Raw genomic sequence first — 16,901 nt, forward strand, 5'->3', positions numbered from 1 at the left:
CCGCGGGGTTTTTTTGTGGGGCAAGAGGCAGCGAGTAGCATCGGCCCTTAGGGAAAGCCGTTTAGATAACGGGGCAATGGGTTGAAAGTTAAAAGTTAAAAGTTGAAAGGTCGTGAGTGCTCGGCGCTTGCCCGCGGCCTACGGCCGGGCGGGGATAGGGTGAATCTTTCCAGTAAGCGCGGGCATGGTCTTGCTGTCTCAGCGGAACATCGCTCGCGTTTCAACTTTTAACCTTTAACTTTCAACAGGCGTTCGGCCGGCACGGCCTTTCCGCCACGCAAGCCCTGGCGTACAGCGTGCAGCTTGCAGCTGCGCTAGAATATCCACCGATCCGTTCTGAAGAGCCTCCATCATGCAGTTTGTCGACGAAACCACCATTGATGTACACGCGGGTAAAGGCGGCGATGGCTGTCTGAGCTTCCGGCGTGAAAAGTACGTGGAGTTCGGCGGCCCCGACGGCGGCGATGGCGGGGCCGGCGGGCACGTCTACGTGCAAGCGGACAGCAATCTCAACACCCTGGTGGACTATCGCTACGAGCGCATTTTCAAGGCGCGCAGCGGCGAGGGTGGCAAGGGCCGGCAGATGACCGGCAAATCCGCCGAGGACGTGGTGTTGGTGGTGCCGGTGGGCACCACCGTGGTGGACGTGGACACCCAGGAAGTGCTGGCGGATCTGACCCGCGCGGATGAAAAGGTGATGGTCGCCCAGGGGGGCCGGGGCGGGCTCGGCAATGTGCACTTCAAGAGCAGCATCACCCAGGCCCCCCGCAAGACCACCAAGGGCACCCCGGGCGAGTCCCGTCGGTTGCGCCTGGAATTGAAGGTGCTGGCGGACGTCGGGCTGCTGGGCATGCCGAATGCGGGCAAAAGCACGCTGATTCGGGCCATTTCCGCCGCCAAGCCCAAGGTCGCCGATTACCCCTTCACCACCCTGGTGCCGAACCTGGGCGTGGTGAAAGCGGACCGCTATCGCAGCTTCGTGGTGGCGGACATCCCCGGTCTGATCGAAGGCGCCGCCGATGGCGCCGGCCTGGGCATCCGCTTCCTTAAGCATCTGGCGCGTACCCGCTTGCTGTTGCATGTGGTCGACATCGAGCCGGTGGACGGCAATCCCGCGGATCATATCGACGCCATCGCCGATGAGCTGGATCGCTTTTCCCCGGCACTGGCCGAGCAGGAGCGCTGGCTGGTATTCAACAAGATCGATCTGCTCCCCGACGAAGAGGCGGAGCAGCGTGCCGTGGAGATTGTCGAGGAGTTGGGCTGGCAGGGGCCGGTCTTCCGGATCTCGGCGGCCGCCGGGGTGGGCTGCGAGGAACTGGTGTACGCCTTGATGAATGCGATCGAGGACCGCCGCCGCCTGGAGCAGGAAGACCCGCAATACGCCGCCGCTCAGCGTCAGCTTCGCGGGCGCCTGGAAGAAGAGGCCCGCGAGAAGGTGCAGGAGATCAAGCGGGACGCCAAAGTGGCGCGCCGACGTGATGACGACGATGACAATGACGATGACGACGACCACGATGTGGAAGTGGTCTACGAACGCTGATCAGGAACCGATGGGCAATTCATGGCGGAACGCGCGCGCTGGGTAATCAAAATTGGCAGTGCCCTGCTGACCAACGATGGCAAAGGGCTGGACCGGGCGCTGATGCAGACCTGGGTGGACCGCATGGTGGCCCTGCGTCACCGTGGCATCGAGCTGGTGGTGGTGTCCTCCGGGGCGGTGGCGGAAGGCATGACCCGTCTCGGCTGGAGCCGCCGCCCGGAATCCGTGCATGAGCTCCAGGCGGCCGCGGCGGTTGGGCAGATGGGGCTGGTGCGCGCCTGGGAGACCTGTTTCCAGGGGCATGGCCTGCACACCGCCCAGGTGCTGCTGACCCACGATGACTTGTCCGACCGTAAGCGCTACCTGAATGCCCGCAGTACTCTGCTGACCCTGCTCGGCTTCGCGGTGGTGCCGGTGGTCAACGAGAACGACACCGTGGTCACCGACGAAATCCGCTTTGGTGACAACGACACCCTGGCGGCGCTGGTGGCCAACCTGGTGGAGGCGGATCGCCTGGTTATTCTCACCGATCAGGATGGCCTGTTCGACGCCGACCCCCGGCAAAACCCGCACGCCGGCCTGATTCGCGAAGCGCGTGCCTCCGACCCGGCGATCGCCGCCATGGCCGGTGGCGGCGGCTCGGCGCTGGGGCGCGGCGGCATGGCCACCAAGGTGCGTGCCGCTGGCCTGGCGGCGCGTTCCGGCACCCTCACCTCGATCGCCTCCGGCCGCCGGCCCGAGGTGCTCACCGAACTGGCCGACGGGCTCGCGCCCGGCACCACGCTGACCCCGGATACCTCACCGCTGAACGCTCGTAAACAATGGCTGGGCGGGCATCTGCGCATGCGCGGCCGGCTGGTGCTGGACGCCGGCGCGGTGCGGCGGGTGCGGGAATCCGGCTCCAGCCTGTTGCCGGTGGGCGTGGTGGATGTGTTCGGCCAGTTTTCGCGGGGCGAGATGGTGTCCTGCGAAGACGAAAATGGCGAGCGCGTCGCCTGTGGCCTGGTCAACTACGACGCCGCCGACGCGCGCCGCATCTGCCGCCGAAAAAGCAGCGAGATCGCCGATGTGCTGGGCTTTATCAACGAGAAGGAATTGATCCACCGGGATAATATGGTGGTTTTGGGCGCCTGACGCTAGACGCCTGACGCTGGACGCTAAACCCTCAAACGGCTAGTTCCGGCGTGTTTTCTGCGTGCATTGTCAATAACACCTCAGGAAACACGCCCTCGCTCTCCGAACCGGGTTTAGCGTCCAGCGTCCAGCGTCAGGCGTCCAGCATCGAGCATAAAAAAACCGGCCGAAGCCGGTTTTTTTATTTGAACACGAACAAGTCGATCAGGCAGCCAAAGCCTTGATCTTGTCGTTCAGGCGGCTCTTGTGGCGAGCTGCCTTGTTCGGGTGATACTTGCCCTTGCGGGTGGCCTTGTCCAGCACGGAGGTCGCCTTCTGGAAAGCTTCCTGAGCGGCGCCTTGGTCGCCGGACGCAATGGCCGCGTTCACCTTCTTGAGGTACGTACGCACCATGGAACGCATCGCAGCGTTGTGCTGACGACGCTTTTCCGCCTGACGCGCGCGCTTGCGTGCTTGCGGTGAGTTAGCCAAGGTCCTGCTCCTATAAATCGTAGATCGACGGTCGTATTCGGTTGCACCGGGGCGCCAGGATGGGCTGCGCCGGTCGATAAGGCGGGCAACTATGCCCATCCGGGTAGCGATTGTCAATGGTCGTGGGCGATCTTCGGCGGCGTGGCGGCAGCGGCCGCCGGCGCGGCGCGGGCATCGGCCACAGTGGCGGCGGCGGGGGGCTTTGGGTACTCTTGGCCGGTTTTCTGGGAGCCAAAATGGAACAGCAGGATACGCAGGCAAAAAAAGGCGGATTGCTGGCCTCGACCCTGGTGGTGAGCGCCATGACCCTGCTCTCCCGGGTGCTGGGGCTGGTCCGCGACGTGGTGCTGGCCCGCTTGCTGGGCGCCTCCGCGGGCACCGATGCGTTCTTCGTGGCTTTCCGTATTCCCAACTTCCTGCGCCGCCTGTTCGCCGAGGGCGCCTTTAATCAGGCGTTCGTGCCGGTGCTCAGCGAGTACCGCAGCCGCTCCCGGGACGAGGGCCATCTGGCCGCCAGCAAGCTGCTGATCGACCGGGTCGCCGGCACGCTGGGTGGGGTGCTGGTGCTGGTCACCGTGCTCGGGGTGATCGGCGCGCCGCTGCTGATCTGGGTGTTCGCCCCCGGGTTTGGCGACGACCCCCACAAACGGCAGTTGGCGGTGGAAATGCTGCGGCTGACCTTCCCGTATCTGTTCTTTATTGCCCTGACCGCGTTCTCCGGCGCCATTCTCAACACCTGGAACCGGTTCGCCGTGCCCGCCTTCACGCCGGTGCTGCTCAACCTCAGCCTGATCGGCAGCGCTTTGCTTCTGGCGCCGCATTTCGCGGAAGGCCGCATGGCGGTGGCCCTGGCCTGGGGGGTACTGATCGCGGGTGTCGTGCAGTTAATGTTCCAACTGCCGTTCCTGGCCCGGCTCAGCCTGATGCCGGTGCCGCGCATGGCCTGGCGCGACGAAGGGGTGCGGAAAATATTGCGGCTGATGGCGCCGGCGCTGTTCGGGGTGTCGGTGAGCCAGATCAATTTGCTGCTCGACACGGTGCTGGCCTCAATGCTGGAAACCGGCTCGGTGACCTGGCTGTATTATTCCGACCGCCTCACCGAACTGCCGCTGGGGGTGTTCGCCATCGCCATTGGCACGGTGATCCTGCCGAGCCTTTCCAGCAAGCATGCCAATGCCTCGCCGGACGCCTTTTCCCGAACCCTCGATTGGGGCCTGCGGCTGGTGCTGCTGATCGGCGTGCCGGCGGCGCTGGCGCTGGCGGTGATCGCCGAACCGCTGTTGTCGACCCTGTTCAACCATGGCGAATTCAGTGCCAACGATGTGCTGCGCTCGGCACAGTCGCTGCGCGCTTACAGTGTCGGGCTGGTCGCCTTTATGCTGATCAAGATTCTGGCGCCGGGCTTCTATGCCCGCCAGGACACGCGCACGCCGGTGAAGATCGGCATCATCGCGATGGTCGCCAACATGGTGCTGAACCTGATTCTGATCTGGCCGCTGGCCCATGCTGGGCTGGCGCTGGCCACGTCGCTGGCGGCCTGGTTGAACGGTGGCTTGCTGTACATCGGCCTGCGTCGCAGCGGCGCCTACACGCCGGGCCAGGGCTGGCTGGCGCACTGGTTGCGGCTGCTGGTGGCGGGCGCCACGATGGCCGGCACCATCTATTTCATGGCCCGCCAGGCGCAGGTCTGGTTGCACGGCCCGTTAACGGATCGCATTGTCTGGCTGACGCTGATCGTGGTCGCCGGCGTGGCGGTTTATCTGCTGACACTGGTGATTGTTGGTCTCAGGCCTCGCCACTTGAGGCGATGATTTCTATAATCGGCCTCTTTTCATCCGGATCGGTCGCCCGATGGCTCTTTCGGGGTGGTCGTTTCGGAGTAGCAATGAGGGCGGAATGCGACTGATTCGCGGCATCCACAATTTGCACCGGGCCCAGCGGGGCTGCGTGGCGACCATTGGCAATTTCGATGGCGTGCATCTGGGCCACCAGCGCATTCTCGATCAGGTGCTCCGTGAAGCGCGTGCCCGCGGGGTACCGGCCACGGTGATGCTGTTCGAGCCGCAACCCCAGGAATTCTTCGCCCCGCAGCGGGCGCCGGCGCGGCTCACCAGCCTGCGCGATAAGCTGATCGCGTTGCGCGATTGCGGCGTCGATCAGGTGCTTTGTGTGCGCTTCGATGAGGCGTTCCGAAGCCTGGACGCGGGCACCTTCGTGCAACGCCTGCTGGTTGAGGGCCTGGGCATCGAATACCTGGTGGTGGGCGATGATTTCCGCTTCGGTTGTGGCCGCGACGGTGATTTCCATTATCTGCGCGAGGCCGGTGAGCGTTTGGGTTTTGAGGTCACCGACACCACCACCTGTGAAGTGGCCGGCGAACGGGTCTCCAGCACGCGCGTTCGCGGTGCCCTGGAAGCCGGGGATTTCGCCCTTGCCGAGAGGCTGCTGGGGCGTGCCTACGCGATCAGCGGGCGGGTGCGTCACGGTGACAAGATTGGCCGCACCATTGAGGTGCCCACCGTGAATCTGGCCCTGAAACGGGCCGTTTCACCCCTCAACGGCGTGTTCGCGGTGACCGTGGATGGCCCCGATTTCAAAGGCCTGCCCGGCGCCGCCAACATGGGCACCCGGCCCTCGGTGAACGGCACCGAGAACCGCCTGGAAGTGCATCTTCTGGATTACAGTGGCGATCTGTACGGCACCCACCTGACCGTGCATTTCCATCGCTTCGTGCGGCCCGAGGAGAAATTTTCGGGCCTGGACCAATTGAAAGCCGCCATCCGGCGGGACCTGGATCAGGTACACGCTTTTTTCAACCAAGACGACGGACTATGACGGACTACAAGGCGACGCTAAATCTTCCCCATACCGACTTTCCCATGAAAGCCGGCCTGTCCCAGCGCGAACCGCAGCGGCTGGAGCAATGGCGCGAGCGTGAGCTGTATCGGAAGATTCGCGAAAACGCCGCCGGCCGTCCCAAATTCGTGCTGCACGATGGCCCTCCCTACGCCAACGGCTCGATCCACATCGGCCACTCGATCAACAAGGTGCTCAAGGACATCATCGTCAAATCCCGGGGTTTCGAGGGCTTTGACGCGCCCTACGTGCCCGGCTGGGACTGCCACGGCCTGCCCATTGAGCATAAGGTGGAGCAGAAGGTCGGCAAAGCCGGCCACAAGGTGGACGCGCGCGCCTTCCGGGCGGAATGCCGAGCCTATGCCGCGTCCCAGATCGAAGGGCAAAAACAGGACTTTATCCGCCTGGGCGTGTTCGGCGACTGGGACAACCCCTACCTGACCATGAACTTCGACACCGAGGCGAACATTGTTCGCGCACTCGGCAAGATCGTGGACAAGGGCCTGCTCACCAAGGGCTTCAAGCCGGTGCACTGGTGTCTGGATTGCGCCTCCGCTCTGGCGGAAGCGGAAGTGGGATACCAGGACAAGCAATCGCCGGCCATTGATGTCGCCTTCGCCGTGGTGGACCCCGCCGACTTCAGCGCCCGCGCCGGCGTCGAGGCCAGCGCCCCGGCCCTGGTGATCTGGACCACCACGCCCTGGACCCTGCCCGCCAACCAGGCGGTGGCGGTGCACCCAGAGGTGGACTATGTGCTGCTCAGCGGCGAGCAGGACGGCCGCGCCCGTGAACTGGTGGTGGCCGAAGCGCTGGCGGATGCGGTGATCGAACGTTATGCACTGAGCGGCGCTGAGCGTTCCGCGCCCTTCAAAGGCGAAGCTCTGGAACATCTGGTGTTGCAACACCCGTTCCTGGTGCGTCAGGTGCCGGTGGTGCTCGGCGAGCACGTCACCGTGGACGCCGGCACGGGCTGCGTGCACACCGCGCCGGGCCATGGTGAAGACGATTTCGTGGTCGGCAAACGCTACGGCCTGGAAGTGGACAGCCCGGTGCAGGACAACGGCGTGTTCCGTGAAGACCTGCCGGTGGTCGGTGGCCTGCACGTCACCAAGGCCAACGGCCCGGTGATCGAAGCGCTGCGCGAAAGCGGCGCCTTGGTGGCGCTGGAAACCATCACCCACAGTTACCCGCACTGCTGGCGGCACAAGACGCCGATCATCTTCCGCGCCACCGCCCAGTGGTTTATCGCCATGGGCGAGGGCGGCCTGCTGGCCCGCGCCCGTGAGGAAGTGAAACAGGTCACCTGGACCCCGGACTGGGGGCAGGCGCGCATGGAAGGCATGCTGCGCGACCGCCCGGATTGGTGCATCTCCCGCCAGCGCACCTGGGGGGTGCCGATCGCCCTGTTCGTGGACAAGGCCACCTCGGAGCCGCACCCGGACACGCCGCGCCTGATCGAAGAGGTGGCCAAACGGGTCGAGAAAGAGGGCATCGAAGCCTGGTTCCAGCTCGATCCGGCGGACCTGCTGGGCGCCGACGCCGAGCGTTACAGCAAGGCCACCGACGTGCTGGACGTGTGGTTCGATTCCGGCACCACGCACTTTTCAGTGCTGGAGCAGCGCTCGGAGCTGACGGTGCCGGCGGACCTGTACCTGGAAGGCTCCGACCAGCACCGTGGCTGGTTCCAATCCTCGTTGCTGACCAGCACCGCGATTCGCGGCGCGGCGCCCTATAAGGGCGTGCTCACCCACGGCTTCACGGTGGACGAGCAGGGCCGCAAGATGTCCAAATCCCTGGGCAACGTGATCGCCCCCCAGGAAGTGTGGAACGACCTGGGCGCGGACATCCTGCGCCTGTGGATCGCCTCCACGGATTATCGCGGCGAAATGACTGTCTCCAAGAACATTTTCAAGCAGGTCGCCGACAGCTACCGACGCATCCGCAATACCGCCCGCTTCCTGCTCTCCAATCTGAGCGGCTTTGACCCGGCGGCGAACCTGCTGGCGCCGGATGCCATGCTGGCGCTGGATCGCTGGGCGGTGGCCCGCACCGCCCAGCTTCAGGAAGAACTGCGCGAGCTCTACACTGGCTATCAGTTTCACCAGGTGTATCAGCGCCTGCACAACTTCTGCGCCAATGAGTTGGGTGGCTTCTATCTGGACATCATCAAGGACCGCCAGTACACCACCGCCGAAGATTCCGTGGCGCGGCGTTCCTGCCAGAGCGCTCTGTATCACATCGCCCAGGCGCTGGCGCGCTGGATGGCGCCGATCCTCAGCTTCACCGCCGAGGAGGTGTTCGAGCACCTGCCCGGCGACAAGCCGGAATCCGTTTTCCTGACCACCTGGTACGACGGGCTGTTCGATCTGCCGGCGGGCGCCGATATGGATCTGGCGTTCTGGGAGCAGGTGCAGGCGGTGAAACAGGCGGTCAACAAAGCCATCGAGGAGGCACGCAACCGCAAGGAACTGCGCGCCAATCTGGCCGCCGACGCCACCCTGTACGTGGACGACCGCCTCGCCGGCGTGCTGGAACGGCTGGGCAACGAGCTGCGCTTCGTCACCATTACCTCCACCGCCACCCTCAAACCGCTGGCGCAGGCGCCGGCGGGCCTTGAAGAGAGCGCCGTGCCCGGCCTCAAGGTGAGCGTGTCGCCGTCGCCGCACAGCAAGTGCGCGCGCTGCTGGCATCACCGCGAGGACGTTGGCGTTGACCCGGCGCACCCGGAGATCTGCGGCCGCTGCGTGACCAATGTGGAAGGCTCCGGCGAGGAGCGTCACTATGCCTGAGGCCATTAAGGCGCAGGCGCTGCGCAAGGGTCAGCTTGGCTGGCTGTGGTTGACGGTGCTGGTGATCGCTCTGGACCAGATCAGTAAACACCTGATTGTTGGCCGCTTTCAGCTTTACGAGCGGCTTGAAGTGAGCGGTTTCTTCAACCTGACCCTGGCTTACAACACCGGTGCCGCGTTCAGTTTTCTGGCCCAGGCGGGGGGCTGGCAGCGCTGGTTCTTCGCGCTGATCGCGGTGGTCGCGGCGGTGCTGATTCTGACCTGGCTGGCCCGGCTGAAACCGGCCGAGCGCCTGCAAGGGGCGGCCCTGGCGCTGATTCTCGGCGGCGCTCTGGGCAACCTGTATGACCGCATCGTGCTCGGCCACGTGGTGGACTTTCTCGATTTCTATTGGGGCGATTATCACTTTCCGGCCTTTAATATCGCCGACAGCGCCATCACCATAGGGGCAGCGTTGATCATTCTCGACATGATTCTGGGAGGCCGCCGTGTCCGCCAGCAATGAGTTACGCGCCGGGCCACAAATGCGGGTGACGCTCCATTTCGCCGTGCGCTTGATGGACGGCACCGAACTGGACAGCACCTTCAAGGGCGATCCGGCCGCGTTCACCTGGGGCGATGAATCCCTGCTGCCGGGCTTCGAACGCGCCATTCTCGGCCTGCGCGCCGGCGACAAGCGCAGTGTGTTCATCGACGCGCAGTCCGGGTTTGGCGAGTACAACGAGCAGAATCTGCAGCATTTTCAACGCAGCACCTTCGCCACCCAGGACGCGCTCGAGCCGGGCATGGTGATGAATTTCGCCGACGCCGCCGGCGCCGAGTTGCCCGGCGTGGTCGCCTCGCTGGATGACGACTGGGTGACGGTGGATTTCAACCACCCGCTGGCTGGCCGTGATCTGACTTTCGAAGTGGAAATCATCAAGGTCGAACACGATGCCCCCGAGCAAGCGGTGCGCCTGAACTGAGATGCGCCTGAACTGACGAGCGCCGGCCGGACGCGCTACACTGTTGATCCATTGCTACCGAGTTCGTTATGCAAATTCGTCTCGCCAACCCGCGCGGCTTCTGCGCCGGGGTGGACCGCGCCATCGAAATCGTCAACCGCGCCCTGGAAGTGTTCGGGCCGCCGGTCTATGTGCGCCATGAAGTGGTGCACAACCGCTATGTGGTGGAAGACCTGCGTGAGCGCGGCGCGGTGTTCGTCGAGGAGCTCGATGAGATTCCCGATGACGCCATCGTGATCTTCAGCGCCCATGGCGTCTCCAAGGCGGTGCAGGACGAGGCCGAACGGCGCGCGCTCAAGGTGTTCGATGCCACCTGTCCACTGGTCACCAAGGTGCACATGGAAGTGATCCGCTATGCCCGCGAAGGGCGTGAAGCGATCCTGATCGGCCACCAGGGCCACCCGGAAGTGGAAGGCACCATGGGCCAATATGACACCGCCCGGGGTGGCCGTATGTATCTGGTGGAAGACGAGCGCGATGTCGGTCGTTTGCAGGTCACCGACCCGGACAACCTGGCGTTCGTCACCCAGACCACGCTCAGTGTCGACGACACCGCGCGCATCATTGATGCCTTGCGCACCCGGTTCCCCAATATCCTCGGCCCCAAGCGCGAGGACATCTGTTACGCCACCACCAACCGTCAGGACGCGGTGCGCCAACTGGCGCTGGAGTGCGACCTGGTGCTGGTGGTCGGCTCGGTGAACAGCTCCAACTCCAACCGTCTGCGCGAGCTGGCGGAGCGCTGCGGCACGCCGGCCCATCTGCTGGATGATCCGGCGATGATCGATGCCGCCTGGCTGACCGGCAAAAAATCCATCGGGGTGACCGCCGGCGCCAGCGCCCCGGAGCAGCTGGTGCACCAGGTGGTGGCGCGTCTGCGCGAACTGGGCGGCGGTGACGCGGCGGAAATCCCCGGCCGTGAAGAAAACATCCGCTTTTCCATGCCCCGGGAACTGCGCAGCTGAGTACCTTTTTTGGGGCCCGCTCGTGGCCCCGGAATGTGATCGCCGTCACGTCTTCAATCCCCGAAAACGTCGTTTTTTCAATCGCTTATACCGCTTATTCCGGCCAGCGGTCCGTTTGTCCGCCGGGCATTGCCCGTGGTTAAGGCGCTGTTACAGTAAGCCTCCAAACGTAAAATCGCCGGCCCGAACACGGGACCGGCCAGCAGCATGCCAGGGGGCAAGAACAACATGGGGGGCAGGGGCAAACGCACACCGGTGGCCGCGCCATCGCACGGTTTTACCATCATCGAATTGATGGTGACGGTGGCGGTGGCGGGTGTGCTGCTGGCCATCGCCGTGCCGTCGTTTCGCACCCTCACCGCCAACAACGCCCTACGCAGCACCGCGTCGGATCTGGTCACCGCGCTGCACACCGCGCGTGCCCAGGCGGTGAACCTGCGCGCCGAGGTCCGGCTCAGTGCCAGCGGTGGCGATTGGAGTGACGGCTGGCTGATCGATTATCCGGCCGGCTCCGTGGAAACGGACCAGAGCTTCACCGCCGCCGGTGGCGTCGCCGTCAGCGAGGACAGCGGCCTCGACGAGCTGATTTTTGCTCCCTCCGGAATGATCGACAACGCGGCGTTGTTCATCGTCTGTGACGGTCGTAGCGGCGAGACCGGGCGGCGCATCCGGCTGGGCCGGTTCGGCCGTATCGAGAACGATTTCTTCGAGTGTGATCAGGGGCCGTGATGAGCATGATGAGACGCCACCAGCGGGGGGTGGGAATGGTGGAAATTCTGGTCGCGCTGCTGGTGCTGGCGATCGGCGTGCTGGGCTACGCCGGCCTGCAACTGAGCGCGCTCAAGGGCGCCGAAACCGCCCACATTCGTGCCCGCGCCACCGCTCTGGCCCGCGACACCCTGGAGCGCATGCTGGTGAACCCGGAAGCGGTCAGCGTTTACCTGGACGCGGATTCCTGGCCAGACACCCCGCCCACTGCCGGCGAAGAGCCTGATGGCTGGTCCGATTGCACCGGAGCCAGTGTCTGCGACAGCGACGCCATGGCGGAGTGGGACATCCAGCAATTGGCCTGGCAGGCCGCCAACATCATGCCGGCGGGCACCATCCGCGTGGACACCTGCGAGATGTCCGGTGCCAGCAATTGCGTGGTGGTGGCCTGGGGCGAGCAGGACGCGGACGACTGCATGGGCGATGGCGGTATCGAGACCGCCGCCGATTCCCAATGCGTGGTGATGGAGGTGATCCGATGAACCGGCGTGCGTTTCAGGGTGGTTTCAGCCTGGTCGAATTGATGGTGGCGATGGTGCTGGGGCTGCTGATTACCGCCGCCGCCGCCTCCCTGTTAAATACCAATCAGCGCACTTTTCAACTGCAACAGGCGGAATCCCGGTTGCAGGAGCAGGGCCAACTGGCCATGCGTTTTATCGTCGATGACGTACGCATGAGTGGCTTTCGCGATGACAGTGTCGCCGCCGCCTTGTTGCCGGCCATTATCACCACCGCCACCGGTGGCATCGCCGCCTCCGCCAACGATGACGACAACGGTAATGACCGCCTCACTGTCTCCCACCACGCCCGCCAGGATTGCGAAGGCAACCCGGCGCCGGGTGCCGGCGTTGATATCGAGGACATGGCTTACCAGGATGTGATCAATACCTACTGGGTCGACGACGACGGCAATCTGCGCTGCCGGGGCAATCAGGCCACGCCGTTGACCAGCGGCGTCACGCTGCTCGCCGGCGTGTCCAGCTTCCAGGTGCTGTACGGCATCGACACCACCAATCACGATGGCATCCCCTTTGCCGGTCGCTACGTGACCGCCGACGATATTGGCACTGAGGTGGTGCTGGCGGTGCGCTTGTCGGTGCTGCTGGGCGCTCGGGCTCCGGCGCTGGGGGATGGCGGTGAGCAGACCTTCTATGTGCTGGATGAAGACGTCACCCTGGACACGGGGCTGTCGTTATTCCGTCAATTCAACGCCAGCGTGGCGTTGCGCAACTATCCATGGGACACGATCTGATGAAAGTGTTGCACTCTCCCGGACGGACCAGCCAGAGCGGTGTGGCCCTGCTGGTGGCGCTGATGATTCTGGTGATCGTGTCGCTGCTTGGCGTCACGGCAATGAAGACCAGTATGTTCAGCGCCAAGATCGCCACCGGCAGCCAGGTGGACGCGATGGCGTTCGAGGGCGCCGAGTCGGCGGTCAACGCCTCGTTCGGGCAATTGGCGGCGGCCGGCAGCAGCGGTCTTCAGCCGCTGCTCAATGGGGCGACGCTCAACCGTTGCCTGACCGCCGCCCAGGGGCTGTTGGATCGTGGCTGTGCTGGCAGCGACCGTTCCGATTCCCGCGGTCTGGTGCGGGCCGGCTCCCGGTTGCGCCTGAATGGCATGGAGCCAATCTCCGGCGAGGCGGTGGGCTTCACCGGCAACTCCTCGGTAAAGGTGGATTTCCGTATCGAGATTCTTGGCCAAAGCGAAATCGACGATTTCCACGTTGACAACAATCACCTGCAGGAAGCGCTCAAGCGCGGCCCGGTGGCGTCATCCGACCTTCAGAATCTGGTCAACAGCGGCCAGACCAACCCGGGGGAGACACCATGAATCGCCTTCCTTTCTTTCTGTTCGCGCTGCTGGCGGCGATCGTGCTGTCTCCCACCCCGTTGTACGCGGACGACACGGAAATCTATTTCGGCAGAGCCGATGTCGGCAACAGTGAAAACGAGGCCGCCGCCAACGTGCTGTTTCTCATCGATACCTCGGGCAGTATGTGCGATCCGCCCAGTGGCAGCCGGGATTGTTCCAAGAGCAGCACCAAGATGTATCAACTCAAGCAGGCGTTCACCCAGGTGGTGGACGGCCTGGGTGAAGGCGTGCGCATTGGCGTGGGCAAGTTCAATGGCGGCGCCGACAACAACGGTTACGGCGGTTACGTGTTCTATCCGGTCAGTGAAATGACGGCGGCCAAACGCACCGAAGTAAAAAATCTGGTCAATGGTCTGCAGGGCACGTCGAACACCCCGACCATGGAAGCGTACTCGGAGATGGCGCGTTATATGCTGGGCAAACCGCCCTCCAATTACGCCAAGGCCGGCGAGGCGCTGAATAATGACCCCAGGCTGTCGGTGAACATCCAGTGCTATGGTTCAGGCCGCAATCGCCAGTGCTACACCGACTCCTACTATTCGTCGCCGATGAACATGGCCAACCAGTGCGAAAGCAATCACATCATCGTGATGACCGATGGCGACCCCACCTACGATTCCGACGAAGACGCGGTCAATGACCTGACCAACGGCCGCTGCTCGGTGTCCGGTGGCAGCAGCAGCGGTAACAGCTACAACTGCCAGGTGGATCTGGCCAACTGGCTCTATGATAAAGACAAGAACGGCAAGCGTTCGGTGAAGACCTGGCAGGTCGCCTTCGGTCAAAACATTAGCAAGCTCAGTGACATGAAACGGGTGGCGGTGAGCGGTGGCACCGATGAAGTGCGTCTGGCCGACAACGCCGAGGAACTGGCGGCGGAGTTCAATGACATTCTTGACCTGATCGCCGAGGACTCCCAATCGATTGTCTCGCCGGGGGTGACAATCAACCAGACCAACCGGCTGGAGCATCTGGACCAGCTTTATTTCGCCGTGTTCAAGCCGGAGAAAACCTCGGTCTGGGCCGGTAACCTGAAGCGCTACAAGCTCGACGACGGCGAGGTGGTGGACAAGAACGGCCGCGCCGCGGTGGATGACGACACCGGCTATTTCCGCGACGACGCCACCAGCTTCTGGTCGCCGGAAGTGGACGGCGCCGACGCCAAGAAAGGCGGTGCGCTGTCGCAATTGCAGAACCGCAAGCTGGTGATCGGCAACAGCGACGGCAACGGCGAAGTGCTGCTCAACGATGCCCGAATCGCCGATAATAATCTGACCAACAACGCCACCTTTGGCATCCCCGACAACAACGCCAACCCCGAATTCGACAATAAGTACAAAGTGTATAACGCCCTGAAAACCCTGTGGGCGGACCCGATGCACAGCGTGCCATTGCTGGTCAACTACGAGGTTGGCAGCGACGAGGACGGCTCGGACCAGACCAACTACCTGTTCGTCTCCAGCAACAGCGGCATGCTGCACGCCATTGATACGCAAAACGGTGAAGAAAAATTCACTTTCATGCCCGACGAAATGGTCAAGCGGGCCTACGATTTCGTGCGCTCACCGCCACTGGAAGAAGGGAATCGGCGCAGCCTCTACGGCATGGACGGCACCTGGGCGGTCTGGCGCACCCAGGACGACGATGGCGACGCGGATAACGTCTATATCTATGGCGGCATGCGGCGTGGCGGCAACGCCTACTATGGGCTGGATGTGTCCGATATCAACGATCCCGAGGTGATGTGGCGGGTGCACGGCCCGCGCGCGGGTGAGTCGGCCACCTCCGGTTTCGAACTGCTCGGCCAGACCTGGTCCACGCCCACCGTCACCCGGGTGAGAACCGGTGACGGCGTGAAAAACGTGCTGGTGTTTGGCGGCGGTTATGACCCGCAAAGCCATGACACCATCGGCCAGCGCGCCGGCACCGACGAGGTGGGCCGCGCCGTCTACATGGTGGACGCGGAGACCGGTGAGCTGATCTGGTCGGCCAGCAAGGGCCAGAACAATCAGGGCGAGCACACCAGCACCGGCAGCATGGACTGGTCAGTGCCGGGGGGCATGACGGTGGTGGATCTGAACTTCGATGGCCTCGCCGATTACCTCTATTTTGGCGATCTGGGCGGCCAGGTATTCCGCGTCAATATCAATAACTCCGGCGGCGATGATCTGGTGGACGGCGTGGTGCGCCTGGCGAAGTTCTCGACCAACAGCGCCAGTGGCTACCGGCGTTTTTATGAAGCGCCGGCGGTGGGTTACGTCAAGAGCGGCCTCAGCGAGACGCTCTATGTGGGGATTGGCTCCGGCTACCGGGCCCACCCGCTGGACGAAACGACCCACGAGGCGTTCTACATGATCGCTGACAGTGATTTCCGCCAGGCCTCTCAGCCCGACCAGGTGCTCGGCCCCAATGATCTGCCGGTGCTCAGTGCCGCCAACCCGTCCCTGGACGAAGCCGGCTCCGGCTGGCAGTTCAACCTTCGCGAGAACGGCGAGAAAGTGCTGGCGCAGGCGACCATTTTCCAGGGCGATGTGCTCTTCACCACTTTCGTGCCCAGCGTCGACGACCAGGATGACGACCCCTGCGTGGTGCGTTACGGCTCCGGGTTTGTTTACCGCTCCGACATGGTCACTGGCGAACCCCGGCAATTTAATAACGACGGTGTTCTGGAGGGCGGCGCCTGGGATGACCCGCTGGAAACGGACAACGGCGGCATTCCGCCACCGGTGGTTCCGTTCTATGACAGTGACGACACGACCAAGTTTTTGGTTGGTGCCGAGGTGATCGGCGGTGAACAAAATAAATTCAATAACCTGCGCAAACACCGCTGGTATCCGATGCAGAAAAACAAAGCCAACGAGTACTTCCCGCCCGTTCAGGAGGCCTCCGATGAATAGCCCGGCTTTGCGCCAGCAGCGCGGCTTCACCCTGATCGAGCTGATGATCGTGGTGGTGATCGTCGCCATTCTGGCGCTGATCGCCTACCCGTCGTACACCGAGCAGGTGCGCGAAGGGCGCCGCTCCGAATATCAGGGCAAGCTGATGGATCTGGCCACGTCGCTGGAAGGCTTCCGGGCGCGCAATTTCAAATACACCGACGACCTGTCCAAGGTCGGCCCCGGTTTGCAGAACGATTCGTACTACACGGTCGCCATCACCACCGACAACGACGACCAGGCCTACGTGATCACCGCCACCCCCAAGGGCGGCATGGACGGCGACGGTGTCATCAAGCTGGACAGCCAGGGGCGCACCTGTTTCGTTAAGGGCGCCGCCAGTTGCACGCTCAGCAGTACCTCGTCCTGGCATGATTGACCGGCAGGTTCTGTAAGGCAGGGTTCTGTAAGGCAGGGGACAGGTTGAAAGGAACAGCACGGGCCATGCCGGTTCAGGAGGCCAGGCTTTGTGGGTCGGGGTTGCGGGCTGCAAGCCGCAAGCCGCAAGCCGCAAGCCGCAAGCCGCAAGCCGCAAGCCGCAAAGAGAAGCGCCGGCTCCA

The 16,901-nt window shown here is 63.6% G+C and carries 15 protein-coding genes; 14 read left to right on the forward strand and 1 reads right to left on the reverse strand.

Annotated elements, in window-relative coordinates; genetic code table 11:
• Nucleotides 1-352: 352 nt before the first annotated feature.
• Nucleotides 353-1,543, forward strand: coding sequence for an Obg family GTPase CgtA (cgtA, locus tag CGS25_RS13665; RefSeq protein WP_089033154.1), 1,191 nt, complete (start codon nt 353-355; stop codon nt 1,541-1,543).
• Between the two features lie 21 nt (nt 1,544-1,564).
• Nucleotides 1,565-2,677 (forward strand): glutamate 5-kinase, encoded by a 1,113-nt coding sequence (gene proB, locus CGS25_RS13670; protein WP_101675810.1) that lies wholly within the window; start codon nt 1,565-1,567, stop codon nt 2,675-2,677.
• Between the two features lie 204 nt (nt 2,678-2,881).
• Here the strand turns inward: proB and rpsT are convergent, their stop codons facing one another.
• A complete protein-coding gene (rpsT, locus tag CGS25_RS13675) occupies nt 2,882-3,148 on the reverse strand; it encodes a 30S ribosomal protein S20 (protein WP_089033152.1) in 267 nt (88 codons plus the stop codon).
• Nucleotides 3,149-3,384: 236 nt separating this feature from the next.
• On the opposite strand from rpsT, the gene murJ reads away from it, so the two are divergent.
• The 12 genes from murJ to CGS25_RS19300 all read left to right on the forward strand — a co-directional run bounded on the left by murJ (nt 3,385) and on the right by CGS25_RS19300 (nt 16,720).
• The gene (gene murJ / locus CGS25_RS13680) at nt 3,385-4,959 is read left to right on the forward strand and encodes a murein biosynthesis integral membrane protein MurJ (RefSeq protein ID WP_101675819.1); all 1,575 of its coding nucleotides are present in this window, start codon (nt 3,385-3,387) and stop codon (nt 4,957-4,959) included.
• Nucleotides 4,960-5,044: 85 nt separating this feature from the next.
• On the forward strand, nt 5,045-5,983 hold the full coding sequence (gene ribF / locus CGS25_RS13685) for a bifunctional riboflavin kinase/FAD synthetase (protein WP_089033151.1): 939 nt from the start codon (nt 5,045-5,047) through the stop codon (nt 5,981-5,983).
• Nucleotides 5,980-8,793, forward strand: coding sequence for an isoleucine--tRNA ligase (gene ileS, locus CGS25_RS13690; protein WP_101675811.1), 2,814 nt, complete (start codon nt 5,980-5,982; stop codon nt 8,791-8,793). Before ribF ends, ileS begins: the two co-directional genes overlap by 4 nt.
• Nucleotides 8,786-9,298, forward strand: a complete 513-nt coding sequence (gene lspA / locus CGS25_RS13695; protein WP_089033149.1) for a signal peptidase II — start codon at nt 8,786-8,788, stop codon at nt 9,296-9,298. The genes ileS and lspA overlap by 8 nt, the downstream gene beginning before the upstream one ends.
• Nucleotides 9,299-9,317: 19 nt before the next feature.
• On the forward strand, nt 9,318-9,758 hold the full coding sequence (locus CGS25_RS13700; RefSeq protein WP_089033148.1) for an FKBP-type peptidyl-prolyl cis-trans isomerase: 441 nt from the start codon (nt 9,318-9,320) through the stop codon (nt 9,756-9,758).
• Between the two features lie 68 nt (nt 9,759-9,826).
• Entirely contained in the window at nt 9,827-10,762 is a 936-nt protein-coding gene (gene ispH / locus CGS25_RS13705; protein ID WP_101675812.1) for a 4-hydroxy-3-methylbut-2-enyl diphosphate reductase, read from the forward strand.
• A 207-nt stretch (nt 10,763-10,969) separates the two neighbouring features.
• On the forward strand, nt 10,970-11,491 hold the full coding sequence (locus CGS25_RS13710) for a GspH/FimT family pseudopilin (RefSeq protein ID WP_232802412.1): 522 nt from the start codon (nt 10,970-10,972) through the stop codon (nt 11,489-11,491).
• Complete coding sequence (gene pilV, locus CGS25_RS13715; protein WP_101675814.1) at nt 11,491-12,012, forward strand: type IV pilus modification protein PilV; 522 nt, start codon at nt 11,491-11,493, stop codon at nt 12,010-12,012. The genes CGS25_RS13710 and pilV overlap by 1 nt, the downstream gene beginning before the upstream one ends.
• The gene (locus CGS25_RS13720) at nt 12,009-12,782 is read left to right on the forward strand and encodes a PilW family protein (RefSeq protein ID WP_158672526.1); all 774 of its coding nucleotides are present in this window, start codon (nt 12,009-12,011) and stop codon (nt 12,780-12,782) included. The genes pilV and CGS25_RS13720 overlap by 4 nt, the downstream gene beginning before the upstream one ends.
• On the forward strand, nt 12,782-13,363 hold the full coding sequence (locus tag CGS25_RS13725) for a pilus assembly PilX family protein (protein ID WP_157933834.1): 582 nt from the start codon (nt 12,782-12,784) through the stop codon (nt 13,361-13,363). The genes CGS25_RS13720 and CGS25_RS13725 overlap by 1 nt, the downstream gene beginning before the upstream one ends.
• Nucleotides 13,360-16,302, forward strand: a complete 2,943-nt coding sequence (locus CGS25_RS13730) for a PilC/PilY family type IV pilus protein (RefSeq protein ID WP_101675817.1) — start codon at nt 13,360-13,362, stop codon at nt 16,300-16,302. Before CGS25_RS13725 ends, CGS25_RS13730 begins: the two co-directional genes overlap by 4 nt.
• Nucleotides 16,295-16,720 carry a type IV pilin protein gene (locus CGS25_RS19300; protein ID WP_089033141.1) on the forward strand — a complete coding sequence of 142 codons (426 nt, stop codon included), beginning with the start codon at nt 16,295-16,297 and terminating at the stop codon, nt 16,718-16,720. Before CGS25_RS13730 ends, CGS25_RS19300 begins: the two co-directional genes overlap by 8 nt.
• Nucleotides 16,721-16,901: the final 181 nt, after the last annotated feature.

It is taken from the genome of Alloalcanivorax mobilis (assembly GCF_002864685.1).
In the GTDB taxonomy this organism is placed as follows: domain Bacteria; phylum Pseudomonadota; class Gammaproteobacteria; order Pseudomonadales; family Alcanivoracaceae; genus Alloalcanivorax; species Alloalcanivorax mobilis.

Excerpts from the sequence above, each read along its gene's own strand:
- CGS25_RS13700 (WP_089033148.1), top strand. The coding sequence starts at position 9,318 with ATGCGGGTGACGCTCCATTTCGCCGTGCGCTTGATGGACGGCACCGAA.
- CGS25_RS13710 (WP_232802412.1), top strand. The coding sequence starts at position 10,970 with ATGCCAGGGGGCAAGAACAACATGGGGGGCAGGGGCAAACGCACACCG.
- CGS25_RS19300 (WP_089033141.1), top strand. The coding sequence starts at position 16,295 with ATGAATAGCCCGGCTTTGCGCCAGCAGCGCGGCTTCACCCTGATCGAG.
- CGS25_RS13730 (WP_101675817.1), top strand. The coding sequence starts at position 13,360 with ATGAATCGCCTTCCTTTCTTTCTGTTCGCGCTGCTGGCGGCGATCGTG.
- CGS25_RS13720 (WP_158672526.1), top strand. The coding sequence starts at position 12,009 with ATGAACCGGCGTGCGTTTCAGGGTGGTTTCAGCCTGGTCGAATTGATG.
- CGS25_RS13725 (WP_157933834.1), top strand. The coding sequence starts at position 12,782 with ATGAAAGTGTTGCACTCTCCCGGACGGACCAGCCAGAGCGGTGTGGCC.
- lspA (WP_089033149.1), top strand. The coding sequence starts at position 8,786 with ATGCCTGAGGCCATTAAGGCGCAGGCGCTGCGCAAGGGTCAGCTTGGC.
- ileS (WP_101675811.1), top strand. The coding sequence starts at position 5,980 with ATGACGGACTACAAGGCGACGCTAAATCTTCCCCATACCGACTTTCCC.
- cgtA (WP_089033154.1), top strand. The coding sequence starts at position 353 with ATGCAGTTTGTCGACGAAACCACCATTGATGTACACGCGGGTAAAGGC.
- ispH (WP_101675812.1), top strand. The coding sequence starts at position 9,827 with ATGCAAATTCGTCTCGCCAACCCGCGCGGCTTCTGCGCCGGGGTGGAC.
- pilV (WP_101675814.1), top strand. The coding sequence starts at position 11,491 with ATGAGCATGATGAGACGCCACCAGCGGGGGGTGGGAATGGTGGAAATT.
- ribF (WP_089033151.1), top strand. The coding sequence starts at position 5,045 with ATGCGACTGATTCGCGGCATCCACAATTTGCACCGGGCCCAGCGGGGC.
- murJ (WP_101675819.1), top strand. The coding sequence starts at position 3,385 with ATGGAACAGCAGGATACGCAGGCAAAAAAAGGCGGATTGCTGGCCTCG.
- proB (WP_101675810.1), top strand. The coding sequence starts at position 1,565 with ATGGCGGAACGCGCGCGCTGGGTAATCAAAATTGGCAGTGCCCTGCTG.